At 54.1% G+C, this 18,718-nt stretch carries 13 protein-coding genes; 5 read left to right on the forward strand and 8 right to left on the reverse strand.

The window, feature by feature from the left end; all coding sequences use genetic code 11:
• Positions 1-434: 434 nt before the first annotated feature.
• From LOC67_RS09425 to LOC67_RS09435, 3 genes are all read left to right on the forward strand, one after another.
• Positions 435-4,826: a VWA domain-containing protein gene (locus tag LOC67_RS09425; RefSeq protein ID WP_230262341.1), complete on the forward strand. Its 4,392-nt coding sequence runs from the start codon at positions 435-437 to the stop codon at positions 4,824-4,826.
• Positions 4,827-5,654: 828 nt separating this feature from the next.
• Positions 5,655-7,337: a hypothetical protein gene (locus tag LOC67_RS09430; RefSeq protein WP_230262342.1), complete on the forward strand. Its 1,683-nt coding sequence runs from the start codon at positions 5,655-5,657 to the stop codon at positions 7,335-7,337.
• Positions 7,338-7,723: 386 nt separating this feature from the next.
• Positions 7,724-8,632 (forward strand): DUF1571 domain-containing protein, encoded by a 909-nt coding sequence (locus LOC67_RS09435; protein ID WP_230262343.1) that lies wholly within the window; start codon positions 7,724-7,726, stop codon positions 8,630-8,632.
• Positions 8,633-8,888: 256 nt separating this feature from the next.
• On the opposite strand, the gene LOC67_RS09440 is transcribed toward LOC67_RS09435, so the two are convergent.
• Entirely contained in the window at positions 8,889-9,218 is a 330-nt protein-coding gene (locus LOC67_RS09440) for a hypothetical protein (protein ID WP_230262344.1), read from the reverse strand.
• A 263-nt stretch (positions 9,219-9,481) separates the two neighbouring features.
• Between LOC67_RS09440 and LOC67_RS09445 the strand changes: the two genes are divergently transcribed.
• Positions 9,482-9,847 carry a hypothetical protein gene (locus LOC67_RS09445; protein ID WP_230262345.1) on the forward strand — a complete coding sequence of 122 codons (366 nt, stop codon included), beginning with the start codon at positions 9,482-9,484 and terminating at the stop codon, positions 9,845-9,847.
• 78 nt (positions 9,848-9,925) lie between these two features.
• On the opposite strand, the gene LOC67_RS09450 is transcribed toward LOC67_RS09445, so the two are convergent.
• The 6 genes from LOC67_RS09450 to LOC67_RS09475 form a co-directional block, all read right to left on the reverse strand.
• Positions 9,926-10,543, reverse strand: a complete 618-nt coding sequence (locus tag LOC67_RS09450) for a hypothetical protein (protein ID WP_230262346.1) — start codon at positions 10,541-10,543, stop codon at positions 9,926-9,928.
• Between the two features lie 200 nt (positions 10,544-10,743).
• Complete coding sequence (locus LOC67_RS09455; RefSeq protein WP_230262347.1) at positions 10,744-12,240, reverse strand: hypothetical protein; 1,497 nt, start codon at positions 12,238-12,240, stop codon at positions 10,744-10,746.
• Between the two features lie 131 nt (positions 12,241-12,371).
• Positions 12,372-13,616 carry an SUMF1/EgtB/PvdO family nonheme iron enzyme gene (locus tag LOC67_RS09460; RefSeq protein ID WP_230262348.1) on the reverse strand — a complete coding sequence of 415 codons (1,245 nt, stop codon included), beginning with the start codon at positions 13,614-13,616 and terminating at the stop codon, positions 12,372-12,374.
• A gap of 111 nt (positions 13,617-13,727) precedes the next feature.
• Positions 13,728-14,051, reverse strand: coding sequence for a hypothetical protein (locus tag LOC67_RS09465; RefSeq protein WP_230262349.1), 324 nt, complete (start codon positions 14,049-14,051; stop codon positions 13,728-13,730).
• A complete protein-coding gene (locus LOC67_RS09470; RefSeq protein WP_230262350.1) occupies positions 14,048-14,410 on the reverse strand; it encodes a 4a-hydroxytetrahydrobiopterin dehydratase in 363 nt (120 codons plus the stop codon). The genes LOC67_RS09465 and LOC67_RS09470 overlap by 4 nt, the downstream gene beginning before the upstream one ends.
• 381 nt (positions 14,411-14,791) lie before the next feature.
• Entirely contained in the window at positions 14,792-15,655 is an 864-nt protein-coding gene (locus LOC67_RS09475) for an alpha/beta fold hydrolase (protein WP_230262351.1), read from the reverse strand.
• A gap of 155 nt (positions 15,656-15,810) precedes the next feature.
• Here LOC67_RS09475 and LOC67_RS09480 point away from each other — a divergent pair, with 155 nt between their 5' ends.
• Positions 15,811-16,266, forward strand: a complete 456-nt coding sequence (locus tag LOC67_RS09480; protein ID WP_230262352.1) for an FxsA family protein — start codon at positions 15,811-15,813, stop codon at positions 16,264-16,266.
• Positions 16,267-16,521: 255 nt separating this feature from the next.
• Here LOC67_RS09480 and LOC67_RS09485 read toward each other — a convergent pair whose 3' ends face one another.
• A complete protein-coding gene (locus LOC67_RS09485) occupies positions 16,522-18,492 on the reverse strand; it encodes an ABC transporter ATP-binding protein (RefSeq protein WP_230262353.1) in 1,971 nt (656 codons plus the stop codon).
• Positions 18,493-18,718: the final 226 nt, after the last annotated feature.

An 18,718-nucleotide genomic window follows, 5' to 3' on the forward strand; every position in this document is an offset into this window, starting at 1 on the left:
ATAGGTGAGATTGTGTGAGACGAGTCAGCCTTGCCGTGTTGCTGTTCGCCAGCTTTACCGGGGAAATCGACGTTTCAGTGTTTAGCCGCTGCAGACGCGAGGTTTTTCGGCCCGCAAATCGCGGCCTTTGGCACGATGTTCGCGTATTTTACATGGACACGGGGTTTGACTTGTCTTTCGCCCAATCCAGCTGAGCAATTCTGAAACAGGTGTTGCAAAATGCTACACCCGGTTATTCCGGAGGTTGGGAGACTGGAGACGGCGAAAGACGTTTTTTTCGTAGAAACACGCCCGGTCCGGAAATAGACTCTGTTTGCACAGTTGCTATTGAAGGCCCAAACGCCGGGCCCAATTCCTTTTCCCAGTTGCGCCTCAAACCGCCGATGTAGGCGTTTTGGCAGGTTTGAAACTTAGCAAACACAACGGTCGTTCCGATGAAGACACGCAGGCGCTTGTTTTCAATCACCGCGGAGAAAATTCAGATGCGAGAAGTCGCAGTTCACTCGTCCCGATTAGCACGCCGCCTACGCCGGCTTGCACCATTGGCCATCGCCGCAGCAGCGATGATGGCCCCCAATGTTTCTGCTGACGAAGCACAAGTTCGGATTGTCAGCTTTAAGGCCTCGGAGGGTGAATCGTACTTTGCAGCATCGATCTTGCCCGCTGCGGACGACACCTTGCTTGCGGCGACTTCAAAAGCCGCAGCCGACGTGGTTGTGATCGTTGACACCTCGGCTAGCCAAGCAGGACAGTTTCGCCGTGAGTCCATGGCGGCCCTGAAGAACGTGCTGTCGAACCTGCGTGCCGGCGACCGCGTGAAGGTATTCGCCGCGGATGTTGACGCCGTCGAGATGTCATCCAGCTTTGAATCGGCGAGCGATGAGTCCAACAGCAAGGTGATCAGCACTTTGGCGCGGCGCCTGCCGCTTGGCCATACGAACATGGTTTCGGTAATCGAAGCGGTTCGCGGAAGCCTGTTGGCTGAACCCCAAAGCCACACTCGATCGATCGTTTACATCGGCGACGGCGCGAGCATCGATGCGACCGGCAACGAAAAGCGTTTCGCCGCAATGGTTGATGCTTTGCGTGCAGACCACATTGCAGTTCACAGCGTCGCGATCGGTCCAACCAAGAACGTCGAACTGATGGCGATCTTGGCAAACCAAACCGGCGGGGTCCTGGGAATCGTTGAACAATCCAGCGGCAACACCGCAGAGGCCATTGCACGTCAGGTCACCGAGTCGGCTGTACGATCGCCGATTTGGATTGACAACGTGGCAATGCCAAAGTCACTTCAACTGGTTCAAGGCAATCGCGTTCCACCGCTTCGTGTTGATCGCGACACCATCCTGCTGGGAACCATCGCTGACTCAGCAAACGACGTCGCATTCACCATCGAAGGTGGCACGCCAACGGCCAAGGTTTCGATCGAAGGTGCCGCCGCTGTCGAAAGCAATCATCCCGATTTCGGATTCTTGCCTGGGTTGGTTGCCAAAGCCGAAGACAACAAAGGCTTGACACTGCCAACGGCCAACAGCGGATTGCTTCGCCAAACCGCCGAGCTGATGGCTGCCCAGTCGAACGAATTGGTTCGCGCCGGCAAGCTTGCACTGAAACAAGGCAACAAGAAAGGTGCCAAAGCGGTCGCAGACATGGCCGTCGAAGCTGACCCATCAAACGAAGAAGCCAAATCGCTGCAACGTTTGAGTGGCACGACACTGATCATGCAAAACGATTCGCCATTCGGTGGTGATGATCTGTTCGGTGATCCCGGCGATGCTGCTCCAGCAGCTGACGCCGGAAGCGAATCGCTTGACGATCTGTTCGGCACAGGAGGCAACGACGCTCCGCCAGCAGCGGCTGACGATGCACTGTTTGGCACTCCCGAACCGGCACCGGCTGCACCAGCTCCCGCGCCTGCGGCACCAGCACCCGCTGCTCCTGCACCTCCTGCGAACGCCGATGGATTCGCTCCTCCGGCAGGACGCATGCCACAAGTTCCAGCGAACCGTACCATCGTTGGTGATGACGAAGTCTTGGAATATGGCGGAAACCTTTTGCAAAGCGTTGAAGCACAACGTTCTGCTGCCGAAGGACGCTTGCGTTCGGAAGTTCGTGGCGCGATGCGAATCGCCGAACGTGCTTTGCGCTCCGACCCAACCGGCGTCGCTGGCCAATTGAAATCGGTTCTGGCACGCGTTCAGTCGCTTCCAGATATCAACCCAAAGCTGCGTCGTGAGTTGGAAAGCCAATTGCAGTCGGCCATCCAAGCGGCAAGCTCCGCTGAAGCTCGATTCTCGGCACAACAAGAAAATATTATCGCCCAGCAAGAAGCGGCCCGCGCGACGGCTCAACTTCTGGAGAAGACTTATCGTCGTGAAGCGACTTTGAAAACGCTTTCGCGTCAGATGAACGCGTTGATCGATGAAGGCCAATACGACAAAGCTGACGGCGAAGTCTCACTTGCCTTTGCAGCCCTGGCGGGTGACTCGATCACCGAGGATTCGGTCGCCGGACGTCACTTCACTGACCAACCTTTGGCGTTGCAAGTTTACGATCGTGACCGCCGTTACAAAGAAATGCGTGAGCGTAACTTTGTTGACGCGTTCTCGCTGGTTCTCAAAAGCAACATCCCATTCGTGGATGAGCCCCCAGTGATGTACCCCGATGCCGACGTTTGGCGTGAGCTGAGCGATCGCCGTCTTGCCGAATACGGTTCGATCCAATTGGTTGGTGACAACGAAACCGAGCAAATGATCGAAAAGCGTCTTTCGGACGAGACATCGCAAACGTTCATCGAAACACCGCTTAGCGATGCGATTCGTCAAATCGGCGACGCACACCAGATTCCAATCGTGATCGACCGACGTGCGCTGGACGAAATCGGTCTGGATGCGGAAACCGGTGTCAACATCGACCTAAAGAACGTCAGCCTGCGATCCTTCCTGCGTTTGATGCTGCGTGACTTGGATTTGACCTACGTGATCAAAGACGAAGTCATGCAAATCACCACCACGGAAGCGGCCGATGAAAACCTCGTGACCAAAGTCTATCCCGTCGGTGACCTTGTCGTGCCAATCATCTCTGGTGGCGGCATGGGTGGCGGCATGGGCGGCGGCATGGGTGGCGGCATGGGTGGCGGCATGGGTGGCGGCATGGGCGGCGGCATGGGCGGCGGCATGGGCGGTGGCGGCATGGGTGGCGGCATGATGGGCGGTGGCGCCTTCGTCGTTCCCGATGAAGTCGACCTGTCAACCAAAAGCTCCGACGCACCAAAAGCCACAGATGCCCCTGCAACCTTGACCCAAGAACAGATTGACTCGATCGAGCCAATCAAACTGGAAATCAAAGAAGGTCAGAGCCGCACCGAAGCATGGTCGGAATACTTCGCTGGCCTGCAAATCAACGACGCGACCGAACTGACCTTGCTGGATCAACGCATCCGCCAAACCGTCAGCCGGTACTCTCGCAAAGCTTCGGCGGCGGATCAGTCCGGTGACCGTGAAGCGGCACTAGAGTGGTTTGCACAGTCACGTGACCTGATCAGCGAAGCCATCTTGGCTGGGCACATGCAACCTTGGATGTACCACGCTTATGCGATTTCGTTGACAGCCACAGGTGCTCCTCAGTCTGAAGTCGAACGCGCGTTGCTGTCGGCAGTCGACTTTGCGGAAACGCCATCGGACATCTTGAATGTTGCCGCACGTTTGGAAGCGATCGGATCTTACGCCGCCGCACTGCGTCTTTGTCAACGCGTTTCGGATCTAGAGCCTAATCGCCGCGAACCCTACGTGATGGGGATGCGTTTGGCTGAATCGATGAAAGACAACGACGCGATCGCTTGGGCCTGCAAAGGTGTCCTTTCGCAAGCGTGGCCCGCCGAGTTCTCCGAGGTGGTCGACAAAGCGAAGTTGCTCGCACGCAGCACCTACGCAGACTTGATCGAAAACGGTGAAACCGAGAAGGCAGCTCAATTCGGCGAAGACCTGAAACTGGCTTCGGCCCATGACGTCGTCATTCGAGTTTCTTGGACCGGAGACGCGGATATCGATTTGGCGATCGAAGAGCCTAGCGGAACGGTCTGCTCTTTGGAAAACCGTTCAAGTGCCGGAGGCGGTACTTTGCTGGGCGATTCCTATCCGGGCCAAGGCGAAGGTAAGAACGGAGCGATTTCGGAAACTTACGTTTGTCCGCAAGGCTTCAGCGGCCAATACCGTTTGCTTGTTCGCAAAGTTTGGGGTGAAGTTTCGACCGGACAAGCGACGGTTGAAATCGTGACCGACGCGGGACGTCCAAGTCAGAACTTTATTCGCCAAGAGATTCCGTTGACCGAAAAAGACGCTTTGTTCGTTTTCGAAGTCAAAGACGGCAAGCGAAAAGAGCAGCGTGGCGAAGCTCAATTGGCTCACCTGCGTGACGTTCAACGAGACCTCAATGGTCAAATGTTGGGTCAGTTTGCCAATCCCGGCAGCAACTCAGGCGATGTCCTGCGTGAGCTGTTCAGCGACGTTCAACGTCTGACGGGATCTACCGGCGGCGTGAACAATCCATTCTTCGGTCGTAGCCCCGCGGTCGGTTTCCAACCGCAAATCACGCAGCTGCCCGAAGGTGCGAGCTTGTCAGGCTTGGCAATTATTTCGGCAGACCGCCGCTACGTTCGGATCACGCCGTTCCCGTTCTTCTCGCAAGTCGGCGACGTCACCACGTTTAACTTTGTCAGTGGTCAGTCAGGTACTGCTGGCGGTGCCGGTGGTGCTGCTGGTGGGGTCGGAGCGGGTGCTGCCGGTGGCGTCGGTGGTGGAGCAACCGGCGGATTTGGAAATTAGTATTCGGTTCCAGCTTGGTTTGCGGATCAGCCGATTGGGCATTAGCCCCGGCTGTCCGCGTGAAAACCGCCGCTAACGCGGTGCGGCTCATAGGACACTGATTTACAGATTAGCCGACGGGCGTTAGCCCCGGTTGCCCATGCGTGAAAACCGCCGCTAACGCGGTGCGGCTTATAGGGTAATTTTCATCAGCCGGCATGCGCGAGCGTGCGGTTCTGTGTGCAGGTTCGGTTCGTTGCAGAAACCGCGGGCTGGCGCCAGCGGCTGATAAGGCAATGAGCTGATTGACGAACGATCAGCCGCCATGCGCGAGCGTGCGGTTCTATGTGCAGGTTCAGTTCGTTGCAGAAACCGCGGGCTGGCGCCAGCGGCTGATAAGGCAATGAGCTGATTGACGAACGATCAGCCGCCACGCGCGAGCGTGCGGTTCTGTGTGCTTTGTCAGGTTCTGCACGTCATTTAACCGCCGCTAACGCGGTGCGGCTCATAGGACGTTGATCTTCGGATTAGCCGGCATTCAGTTCTGGATGCCGGTTTTTTTGCGCCTTGATGAAACTTCTTCTCTGCCCCCTGGGTACGTCGTCCAGATGGACCTCGCAGATTGCGGGGTCGATTGTCGCGTGGCGGCAAAATTGTTAGCTTGCCCCCAATCTAGCGTGTAATTGTCACACGTTAATGCCGAGCGTCCTGCGGATCGGGTGTTGGACTGCGGTGTGCGGCTGCCTTTTTCGAGGGCAGCGAGCACCCCGATGAGCCGACCTGTTGTTTCGTATGCCATCGGTCAATAATCCCAATCATCGAAAAGGACTACAATTGAACATGGGTCTAATGACAAAGAAATGGTTCGCCGTTACCCCCATCCGGGCTGCCGCATCGGCCGCTGTCCTGATGGCGGCGATGATCGCGGCGCCTATGGCCCGCGCCCAGGAAGCCTCATCGACAACGCTCACTGACGGGACTCAGCCTGTCCTCGTCGTTTCTGTCGCATCGATCAGCAAATTGACTGCCGACGTCAATTACGTCACCGGCTTGGCAGGCCAACCCGCGTTCGGCGGCATGTTCGCCATGATGACCGGGATGTATGCCCAAGGTGTCGACACCAATCGTCCGATCGGTGTTTTGGTTTCACTGGCAGGCGGAATGCCCCAGCCAATCGTTGTATTGCCTACCAGCGACATTCGTTCGATCCTGAAGCGGATCGAAACTCAGACCGGCCCTGTCGATGAACTGGACGACGGCACGCTGGTCTTGACCGTCAATCGCAACACGGTGTTCATCAAACAGAATGGCGAAAACGCAATCGCGGCGCCAAGCAAAGACGCATTGGGACTTATCCCTGCCGACCCGAGCGGATTCTTCGCCGGTATGGGTGATGCCTACAACGTTGCTGTCCGACTGCAAGTTCAGCAAATCCCAATGCCACTGCGAAACATGGCGATCGACCAAATGCGCCAAGGTTTCGAGCAAGCAATGGCCAATCAGCCCGACGCCGAAGCGACGCGTGAAATGGCAGCTGGCTCGATCGAACAACTTGAACAATTGATTCGCGAAGCAAACGAACTGTTCTTCGGAATCAACATCAATCAAAAAGATCGCCACATCGCGTTGGACTTTTCGTTCGACGCTGTTGCCGGAAGCAAGCTGGCTGCGATGTACGGTGGCCAACAAGCGATCCCATCGCGATTCGCTTCGGTCATCAACGACAACGCAGCAGCTTATCTGCATAGTGCAACTTCGATCAGCCCTGAAACGATCACTCAGGCGAAAATGAGCCTCAGCAACGCCTCAAGCGTGATCCGAAATGCGATCGCTGCCGAAGGCAACATGCCACCACAAGAAGTCGACGAGATCGAGCAGTACATGGGCCGATTCTTCGACATCATCACCAAGTCGGTCGAAGAAGGCAAAGCCGACATGGGTGTCATGGTCAACGCCGGTGCTAACGAATTCAATGCCGCACTTGGTTTCTTTGTGGCTGACGGCAGCGAAGTTGCCGCACTTGCAAAAGACCTGTCAACGAAGGTTCCTAATAGCCCCGACGCACCACGCTTCAAATTTGATGCCGGCAACCATGGCGATGTAACCCTACACGTCATCGAAGCGGACATCCCTGAACGCGAAGACGAAATGCGAAACATGTTCGGCGATACCTTGCGTGTTCACATCGGAACCGCTCCCAAGGCAATCTACTTGGCGATCGGTCGCGATAGTGAATCCGTCTTGAAGCAATTCATCGACAGCGGATCGTCTAGCGACAGCGGTGATCGTCCACTTGGCCAATTCAAGATGAAACTGCTTCCGTTCTTGCAACTGGCACGATCCGTCGATCCAAACGGCAGCGAAGAAATCGAAGCGGTAATCGCCTCGTTGAGCGCATCTGAAGACAAAGGAACGATCACGATGGTCACCGACTCGATCCCCAACGGAACAAACATGAGTTTCAAAGTTGGCGAATCGTTGATCCAAGCCATCGGTGCTTCGATGAAGCCAAAGCAACCAGGCCAGTTCTAATCTCGCACGATTCCCAATCGTGAATCGAAATCAATTTAAACACGAGTCAGGCATTCGCTTGGCTCGTGTTTTTTCATGCTCCCGCACTAATGGTGCGGCAATTGCAGCAGTCACAGAAGTCTCGAAAAAGGCTGCGAACCAAACAACTCCCCCCCGAGTGAACTGACAAAGTTCGCTTGCCAAAAGATCGCTGGCTGATTTACAACCTCTTCCTACACTGAATTCAAACGCGGTTATCGGCTTGCTACCAAAGGCGAAAGCTAGCAGAGCACCAAATTCAGCAGCAGCTTTTGAACTTACAAACGACCGTTGCTTTCAGCACGCATTTGCCATCGCTGTCCGTTGCGGTGGATTTTTAAAAACCATTCCCCACGAATGACTGAACGATGACAGCTTCACCCAATCGACGCCCCCGAGTCTTGATCGGCGCCGGTCTCGCCGTCGTCCTCCTCACCGGACTTGCGTTCGCTTTTCGCGCTGGCCCCGATGTCAAGCAAGACGTCGCACCAACAGCGATGGATACCGATATCAAGAACAATCCCGAAAACGATGGCGATTCGTTGACGCGGACTTCGTCCATGCAGGACGTTTTGGACTTGGCCGAGGAAGCTCTCGCGAAAATGGAAGAGAGCCTGAACGACTACACCGCAACGTTCGTGAAACAGCAGCGGGACGACAAAGGCAACCTGAGCGAACGCAACGAAATGGAAGTCAAAATCCACACGCGTTTGCGGAACGAGACGAACGATGCTCCGATGCGGATCTATCTCAAGTTCAAAGCTCCTGAAGCCAACGCGGGTCGTGAGGTCATCTGGGGGAAGGATTTGAACGATGGACTGATGGCAGTTCACGAAACTTCCATGCTGTTAAGCTGGAAAACGCTCTGGCTTGATCCCACGGGTATGCTGGCGATGCAGGGCCAAAAGTTTCCGATCTATGAAATCGGATTGACGCGACTCACCGAGCAATTGCTCGAACGCGGAAAGAAGGATTTGAACAACCCCGATGTCAAAGTAACGATCACGAAAGAACACGATTACTTTGGTCGCCAATGTGAGCTGATTCAGGCTACCCGTAGCAAACCGGGCGGTGGAGACGACGACTTTTCACTCGCCGAAATCATCTATGATCCTGAAGCCATGCTGGTCTTGAGCTATCGAAGCTTTGGTTGGCCTGATGATGGCAACCAAGAACTTCCGTTGCTGGAGTCTTACGAGTATCGGGACTTGAAGACCAATGTGGGGCTTACCGATGCTGACTTTGATGTCGCAAACGAAGCCTACCAATTTCCCTAGGATCAAAAGACTCCGCCGTGCTGATGAGTGCTAGATCCTGACGTCACAGGGACTGTGACGGGTACAGACAACCAAAGTACCCGGAACGCTGCGTCGTGCCGACGGCCACTAGATCCCCGGGCGTCACAGGGACTGTGACGGGTACAATCAACCAAAGTACCCGGAACGCTCCGCCGTGCCGACGGCCACTAAATTCCCGACGTCACAGGGACTGTGACGGGTACGATCCCCAGCGTCACAGGGACTGTGACGGGTACTATCGCCAGCAGACTCGCCCATCGTGAATCGACAGATCGATACACTCGAAAGAACAATCAATTGGGTGCAATGCCTTCATACGTACACCGGGTTCCAGGATCTGCTCCATCAGCTTGTCCGCTTCGATGAACAATGCCTCTTCTTGATCAAGCTTGCCGATCCGCCCCATCTCACAAGCGAGCATCGACAACTCATGCTCCTTGGCAAACAAGTCAGCCAACGCTTCAAACGCTGGGGCCGCTTCGAATGGCTCGCAAGGCCATTGATCGTCGGAACCGACGAACCCAAGAAACTCGTCACCGCGGTAAAGTTCATAACGACGCTGCATCTCGCTTTTCCACAACGAATGTGACCGATTTAAAGTCGACGATGACACCTTGGAGTGAGTCACTCGAATTCTTAATACCCGGCTAAACTGAACCGTTTCGAACATTTTAGTGCTAGTTTGGCAATGACCAGAAGCACCAAGCAATCTTCCGCTCAGGTCTAATGATGATCCGATGGCAGTCAACCGATGCCGTTATTGTTCAGGGACATCGTGTTGCATCCGGTTTAAATGGAAACCCACGATTTCCTGGTGGAACGTTGCGAATGCAGCTTCCATTTTTCAAGCAACGAGGCCTAGATCTGTCAGCCTATTTCATCGGGACTGTGAACGTCAGCATCGCACCACAGATCTATCAAATTGTTGAACCACGTCTGACGTTTCGTGATGTGAAGTGGCATCCGATTGAACCGGCCGAAGATTTTTCGTTCTTCGACACAAGAGTCAATTGTGGCCAAGGGAACTCTGTCAGCGGCTTGATCTATTTCCCACATCCAGAGACGAAACCAGAACACTTTCAATCACCTGACGTACTGGAGCTGCTGCTGCCTCCCGTTCAGTCCATCAACTACGGTGACCAGTTAGTCGTTTCCGTTCCGAATGATCAAATGCGATTCATCGACGAAAACTGATCACGCGATTTGAGTTCTCGCTCTTGCTCGCAGCAATGATTTCAGCCGCACGACGGTTTGATCAGGTCGGTCGTTGGATCACGGAGTGAAACGAGTAATTTCGGCACCTGGCAAGGAGATCGGTGTTCCGACCGAAATGATCGATGAAGAAACCGCGATGAATTCGCCGTTGACCTTAACCCAGAAAATATAGATTCCGTAGCTCAAGTCACCTGACGGAATGGGCATTTTTCGATCACGGTACGATTCCAATGTTGCGGTAAATGATTTGTGAACCACATCGCCGGAGTCATAGTCATCGGGCTTGATACGGACAATCTCATTGCCCTGGATTGCAGTGCTCCCCAATGGCAAATACTTGCTATCTCCGTCGTGATAGAAGTACAAATCCGTGCCGCTTTCGGACACGATCAAAGAACAGCCATTGAGCCCTCCGGTCGCGACGATCACTCCGTCGTGCACGGATTTAGGCACTCGCACCCAGCCATAGGAACGTTGCAACCACGGATAGAAATAGTCCGTTCCGGAGTTTTCGGTCGCTGTCAGTGTGAACGTTCGATCGGAAGACGTTTCGGTAATCTGGCAGCGTCCACCCTGCTGAACGCCGGCAAAGGAACCGCCAGCCGGTTGAGAACGGATTCCATTGGTTTTCACAATGGCAGCGGGACTTTGTCGGAGACTTTGTAAGATTGCCATCGCAGATAATTTGTGGAAACGTTGCGGAGAGGGGTGTCTGACTTCTCATCGGCCCACCACAACGCATTGGGCAAGTCGTTTTAGAGAAGAAGCTTGTGCATCGACAAACGAGCACAAAACTAACGCTGATTTAGAGACTAGCGCTGACCTAGATGACTGTCATCTGCCAGCCATACCAATGTCTCAACAAAAGATTCACTTTATGACTGTTGCAACACTCGCTTGGCGAGTGATGTTGTCGGTGCGTTTTCGCCATGCAAAAGGTACGAACATCCGGCCAGATACTTGGCTCGCCACATGGGATTGATTTCGAAGTAATCTTCCAGAGCCGCAGAACTGAATTTGTAGTCGTGTGCGTCGTTACCTTTCAGAAACACCATCTCGCGAGCCTTGGAGATCAAGCCTCGTGCATCGCTCGGATTCTGAGCGACTTTCAGCACTGTTTCCGCTGCCGCCAAAGGCTGGTGCCCGATTTGCGAGAACAAATGATCGAGAGTGATGTCTTCTTGGCTCGAAGGTTCTAAACCGATCAGATCGACTTCGCCGAGTTTGCCACGAGATTCTGCAGAGCCTCGGAAATGAGGAATGAACGCGGCGTTTTGTAAAAGCAACCATTGACGCGTTCGATCCTCGGAAACACTCCGATACAAATATCGCATCGCGTTCGAAGTCGTCACGGCGTGTAGCGGAACAATCGAAGCTTGCCGAGAAACCATTTCGGCGGCAGCAAGCATGATCCCGTCAAAGATGCTGTCGGGATGTGTTCCTGATTCGACGAGTTCGACAACCAGCTCCGATGCCTCTTCAGGTGAAGCGGTGCGGAGTGCTTTGACAACGGTTGATGACTCAATCGGTTTGCGTTTGACGTCGTTCCAATGTGCGTTCAAACGACTGACACGTTTCCAATTGCTTCGTCCAACTCTGTCAACGCTAAGATCAGCAGTAGCCGGGTTTGGATCACCCGTGTGATTCAGGATCGCGTAGCACAGTGATCGCACCACCGGTTCCGCATGATGCCAACCGATGACTTGAAGTGTCCGGAAGGCATTCGCCAAGTAGATCGATTTATGTCCGATGCTGCGGTAATCACGTGCCGCGTAGCGAGCCAGCTGATCAAGAATCTGTCCGGAAGTTGCGGTACGGGCGACGACCGTTGCAGCGGCATCGGCTGCTTCGATGTCCCAACGGGTCATGGCATCGTCAAGCTGCGCGAGGGCTTTGCCTTGTTCAGGCAAATCGGTCGTCGGCGCCGCAGCCATGGTCCAATCGCCTTCTTCGACATCAGACTGCTGTGCCCGTTTGAAGTAATCGATACTCCACAACAGCGGTGTCCAACGATGTTCATCCCTAGCTGCCAAAGCGGCTTGATGGGCCGAGTGAACAACTAAGACGCTGTGAAACTTGAACCCAACCGCTGGTCTCGGTTGGACATTGCGAATCCCCGCAAGCAATAATGCGGCTAACAGGTCTCGATAGCTCGTTCCCTGATGAATCTCGGCAAACACACGATCAATGATTTTTTCGCGTGTTGTCGTTTCCAACATCTGAACGAGCGGCTCGATCTCCGAGCTAAACTGAACCCGATCAGCGTCGACCGAAAGATCTTCGGCAGATAGCTTCGGCAGCCATGCAAGACTCGAGATGCCACCAGCAGCAATGCTCATTGAATTGCGAACGAATTGTCGTCGATCTTGCATGGCCAACCCCATTTGGAACTTGTGTCGGTGCGGACGTCACCTGGACATTGCATTGTAGAGGATCTGAAATCCCGACGCCGAAATCCATCGGCAACCCATCCGTTATCGGCTTGCTGGATCCAAAAAATCCGTCAGGACGTGGCGACACATCGAAATCCCAGGCATCGACCTTTTGCTGACGGGTTTCGTCCGCGGCGATAACTTTCACGACACAATTCGATCGGGCCGACCCAGCTTCCGCCCCGTTCGCTGCGAAGCCCAGTTTCCATGATCGAAACCGGATTCGCTGCTTTGCTGCGTTCATCCCGATAGAAGTTGGCATCAAAGCTGTCCCTGCACCAATGCCAAATCGTGCCACTCATATGGCGAAGTCCAAATCGCGACTCTCCGTAGGGTTCCTGTACATCCGGCAAAGGCAACTGCCCGTTCTGATAGTGCTCTCCCGGACGATGGACTGCCGCCATGACTCGTTCGAGGTTCTTGTACGCGCCCTGGGATGCGTATTCCCACTGAGCTTCACTTGGTAAACACGTACCTACTGAGTTTTGATCTCGCCAATCAAAACCGTTGGCCCAAAGCGAATAAGCGTTTGCAGCGAACCACGAGACCATCACGACGGGCTGCCGCGCCGATTCGTTTCGAACTCGCCAACACTCGTCTTGCCATTCAAACTGTAGTGAGGTCTCTCGATCGTCATTTTCATCGAGACCGATTAGCTTTTGACGTTCCCTATCAGTTGCGTCGATCGAGTTCAAAAATCGACAGAAGGCGACAACAGAGATAGGTTCGACATCGATCAAGAACGACGACAAGGTGACACGATGCGGCGGATGTTCATCCGGCTGAGATAACTCATCCTCACAGCCGATCAGAACTTCGGACTCTGGCAGCTGAATACACACCATGCCATCGGTTTGCCGGCGAAATCGGGCAAACTCAAACGGCCCATCAAGTTTTTCATAGATGGACGCCTCGGAAAGGCTGTCGGAATCGAGCCGCCCGCCGAGGTGAGTGAACTCAGTTCGGGACTCGCTCACTGGCACCCGCGGGCGATGTCGCCAACTTTTACGCCGAACGGGAACTCCGGTGCCCTGGTTCAAGAAAACGTATTCGGCAAGATCACGAATTCGAAATGGCTGCCGAGCGAAAATCAGTTTCCCCACAGGGTTCGCAGGCGTATCGGGGATGGTAACCGAGAACGCCTCTTCGACTTCCATGATTAGCTCGATCGCATCTAAACTATCGCAGTTCAGGTCCTCAATGATTCGGCTATCAGGTTTTACTTTGCAAAGCTTGATACCCAGCTGCTGCGAAGTAACTACACAGAGCTGTTGCTCGATCGTTGCCAAGTCAAGCCAGTTCGCTGTTTGTCTCATCAGTTCCCGTCCTCTGTCGATAGAAATGTGGCATTCGACAAGAGCCCGTTTCAACGGCCGACTGCGATCATTTTCTAAACTTGGGCGATGCGATGATGCCCGTTGCAAGCACTACATTTCTTCGACGGCGTTTTTAATGTACTGAACGAGCCGAGCTCGGCTGTGTCGGGCTATCTCATGGCTATCGATCTGGATGCCCAATTCCTTCGCAATACGAATTGCCAAGTCGACGTCGCGTACGCCGTGGAATTGATTGACGACACCGTCATCTGTGTAGATCGTCTCTTCATCGTGTTCAAACCCGGATTCCAGTGCGTCAGCGAATTCGGCGATCCATGGTTCCGGAACGCGGCGACTGCGGCAATGCTGAACACTCCAAATGTCATCGCCAGTGCATTCGGCTAAAAGGGCTAGTAACAGATGTCTGGCAGTCATGATTCGGACGAACCGATAAGTAGATCAATGCGGGCTGCCAAAATGAAATCGTTTTCACTTAGACCGCCAATCGCATGGGTAGTCAACACGATTTCCAGATGACGGTAGCCAGTCAAATGAAGATCAGGGTGGTGCTGCTCACTTTCGGCGACCGCAGCGATTTGATTGATCAACTCGACTGCTCGCGAAAACGTTTTGCAGTTGATTCTTCGGCGGATTGACTTAGCAGCCTCGTCGAGATTCCAAAAGGTGATCGCTTGTAGAAGTTGATTCGATTGTTCGCTCGAAAGTTTCGGCACTCCACCTTCGCAAGGAACACATTTTTTGGCGGCAAGTGATTCGGCAGAAGGTATTGTCATAGGTCGAGCCGAGTGGGAATAAAGTTCAGTAACCGCGGCTAGCGCCGGAGCGGCTCAGTGAATCCGAACTGTGCCGGTATCGCGTTAGCGACGGTTGTCTGTTGTGTGGGCTTCAGTGTTGTGGTTGACTTAACCGCGGCTAGCGCCGAAGCGGCTCAGTGAATCCGACTTGAGCCGGGATCGCGCTAGCGACGGTTGTGTGAGGTGTGGGCGTCGGTGTTGTGGCTGACTTAACCGCGGCTAGCGCCATGGCGGCTCAGTGAATCCGAACTGTGCCGTTGTCGCGAAACGGTATTAAACCACGCCCGACGCGTTTGCGGCTAGGACTGACACCGCACTTCGCTTCACAATACTTGTCCGAAACGGCATTCACGCAACGACTCACGCCGCTTTGCAATTCGATGACGAGCGTTCCATCCATGCCCATAATCGATCGCAAATTGATTCGGCGTCACGATCGTTCATCAAATCATGCAGCCCATTCGACCAGCAAATGGATTCCGCCATATGACCGGCGCGTAGCGCGAAATGGCGACAGGCTGTCTGATCGATCAATTCATCTTGATCGCCATAGATCACTAGCGTGGGTGTATCGATTTCGCGTGCATGATCGAGGACGAAACGTCCCTGCGCCAGCAACTGCGTTGCTGTATGAATCGAAATCGTTGAATGTCGAAGCGGATCATCGTCAAACGCACGTTCGCTGCCACAGCTCCGCAGCTGCTTTGCATCAGCACGTTTTTGAATCCGAACCCACGGAACCAGATAGCCGGTGGCCCAGGCGGCAAACAATGACGAACGATCCAAATGCTGCGGCGGAACCAGCATTGGTGCGATCAAGACTACACCCTCGATCGCACGTTGGCCTTCGCCTTCGAATTCGTGTCGCCGAATCGCATAATTTGCCGCTAGGTTTCCCCCCATGCTGTGCCCGATGACATAGTGACTTGTCCAGCCAAATTGGCGGTCAAGCGTTTGACGTAGCAGCGAAAGCGTTTCGTAGATGGCGTCAAAATCTAAGGCCACACCTCGTGGGCCTTTCGAGCGACCGTGGCCGGGTAAATCAATCGCCGCAACTGCCAAACCCTGCTGCAAAAGCCGTTCGGCGAATGACCGGAAACTGCCACCATGGTCGCCCAGCCCATGGATCAGGATGGCAGCGCCACGGTGCTGTTCGTCGCGACGTTTCCAGAGGTGACAGTGCAGGTCGGTACGATTTGGCAGAATTAGCGTTCCAGCGATCATCAGCGTCATTCAGCCCGGCTCTTGGGGAAGGAATTCGCTTTCAAAACAGAACATTCGGCACGGAATTCGCGTCCCTCAACGAATACTTTTATTGAGGCTTGCCAAGTTGGCACTCACCACTGCTGACATGCCCAACCCCGTCCCGAGGGACAATCATGTTATTGCGTCTGCTTGTACTATTTATCGTCGTTCCACTGGTAGAGCTGTATTTGCTACTGCAACTTGCGGATGCCACCAGCGCAGCAGCAACGTTTCTGGTTGTGATCGCGACCGGGGTGCTGGGATCGTATCTGGCAAAACGCGAAGGGTTGATGGCATGGCAAAAATTCCATGCTGCCCTTGGTGAAGGCCGTGTGCCCAGCCGTGAAATTCAAGACGGGTTGATGATCGTGTTTGCCGCAGCCTTGTTGCTAACACCTGGTTTGATCACCGACGCATTTGGATTCGTCTTGCTCGTTCCGATCGGACGCGATCTGATTCGGAAGACCTTGTTTTCGAGATACTTTAGCGGGTTCAAAAACGTTCAGATTCGATCGAGTTTTTTCGAGAGCGAACGTCCGCAAACATATGATGACCCCAACACGATCGACGGCAAAGTCACACGCCGGTAGGTCGTTGACAGTCACGCTGAGCCGGTATCGCGCTAGCGACGGTTGTGTGTTAGGCGTCGGTGTTGAGGCTGACTTAACCGCGGCTAGCGCCGATGCGGCTCAGTGAATCCGAACTGAGCCGTTGTCGCGCTAGCGACGGTTGCGTATTGGTGAGCTAGGTGTTGGGGCTTCACTTAACCGCGGCTAGCGCCGATGCGGCTCATCGAATCCGAACTGAGCCGGTATCGCGCTAGCGACGGTTGCGTGACAAAACACCTAAGCGGCGTCTCGGACTTCGGCGCCGCAAAGGCTTCTATAAAATCGATTGTCCTTCGCGAGATGATCATGGTCGCCTTCGCTCGCGACACGACCCTGCTCGATAACGACGATCCGATCGGCCATCGCAAGCGTGCTTGCTCGGTGAGTAATCATGACTCCGGTTCGGCCAACCAAGAACTGCTGTAGCGCTTGATGGATCAATTGTTCGCTTTCCAAGTCGATTTGGCTGGTCGCTTCATCCAAGATCAAGATGTCGGGATCACGCAAGAAGGCTCGCGCCAAAGCGATCCGCTGCATCTGCCCACCAGAAAGCCGCATGCCGTTGGCACCGAGCATTGTCTTGTAGCCCTGCGGTGTCTTGCGGCGAATGAAATCATCAGCAAAAGCCAACTTTGCCGCCCTGACAACGTCGTGTTCATCGGCACCTGGACAACCATAGCGAATATTGTTTTCGATCGTGTCTTCAAAAATGATCGTTCGCTGTGTGACCAACGCAATTCGCTTGCGCAGGTCTCGCGTTCGCATTTCATTGATCGGAACATCATCCAGCAGAACCTGTCCCGCCTGTGGATCATCGAAGCGACATAACAAGCTGATAATTGTGCTTTTGCCGCTGCCGTTGGGCCCGACAATCGCGACCGTTTCGCCATGAGGAATCGTTAAATTGATCCCTCGCAAAACCTGTGGCCCGGACGGGTATTGATACTCAACATCTTTCAGCTGAAGGTTTGAATGTGGCCGCGAAACCGTCTTGGCAACCTTGGGTTCTTTCACCCGTGTATCTTGATCGACAACTTCCATCACGCGATTTGATGCGGCGATTCCACGTTGTAATCCGCTCCAAACGTCGGCAAGTTTTCGTGCCGGATCCGAAGCACCAATGAGAAAGCTGAAGAATAAGAACACTTCGCCTTGCTGCAGTGGCTCGGTAGTGATCTGCAATCCGAAGAGGTGCGTTTGCTTGGTCAGTACCAGATAGCCACCGGCCAGTATCGCTAGTGAGACCGTTGTGATTCCCATCATCTCGGTCGTTCCACGGGCAAGCGTGTTATAGAACGCCATCTTCATGCTGCGGTGGTAATACGCGAATGTCCCTCGCCGCAGCCTTGCACGCTCGAACGCTTGTGTGTTGGAAGCCTTGATCAGCCGGATGCCCGAAAAGGAGTCATTCAACATCCCGTAAAGCTGGCTCATCTCTTCCATCGCACGTCGACTGGCGCGACGGATTGCACGGCTAAGCTTCTGCATCACGATCGCAAGGATCGGCATCACGATCATCACCAGCAGCAACAAGCGAGAGCACACCATGGCCGCACCGATCAGACAGGCAATCATCTTCAGCGGCTCACGAGTCATCTTTCCCAACAATGTGGTCACCCCGGCAGTTACCAAGGACACATCGTTGGTTAAACGGGCCGTCAAATCGGCCGAGCCATTTTCGCCAAAGTGGTCAAGATCCAGGTGAAGCGCTTTGCGAAAAAACAGCTCGCGTACGTCAATTGCGGTACGTCCCGCGACATACTGAACCCACATCATGTTGGCGATCAAAGCGATCAACTTTAAGCCGGTTCCGACAACCAAAAACGTCAGGATCGCCAACAAAGTCCCGAACGGTGTTGCGGGCGCATAGGTATCAACGTACGGCTTTGCGATCCCGTACCAATGGGCTCGCGAGTTGTTGCGTTCCAATTCGGCACGCAGTTGAGATTCGGACTGATCGCCGGATAAGGGTGTATCATTCGCTAGCAATAAACGAATTTCATCGGCCCGATCGTTAGTCGTTTCCAAAGTCTCATCGACATATTCTGGAACCGTCTTCCCTGCAAAAACGATATCGACCATGGGAAGCACCGCACTGATATTCGCGCTCCATAGCACGGCTATCGCGAGCGATGAAACGATGATCCCGATCAATGCCCACCAACGGTGGACGGCGATTCGAAGTACTCGTGCGAAGGGGCTAGTCACCGAACCTTCCATGGTCACTGCGGGCGTATTTGCTATCAATCCAAGTTTGCTTCTTGGACGTCGACAGGTTTGAAAAAACCTTGCTCGGCCTGTCGACTTTCACCTAATCGCCCTGTTCTCAGCAAAACGTTCTCCGCAAAACGGGCGGGAAAGAATGCTACTTGCAAGGAGTAAAAGGCGATATTCGACCGACAGGCTGCTAACAGAACTTTTAGCAGGAGACGAG

This window comes from Stieleria sp. JC731 (assembly GCF_020966635.1).
GTDB lineage: Bacteria > Planctomycetota > Planctomycetia > Pirellulales > Pirellulaceae > Stieleria.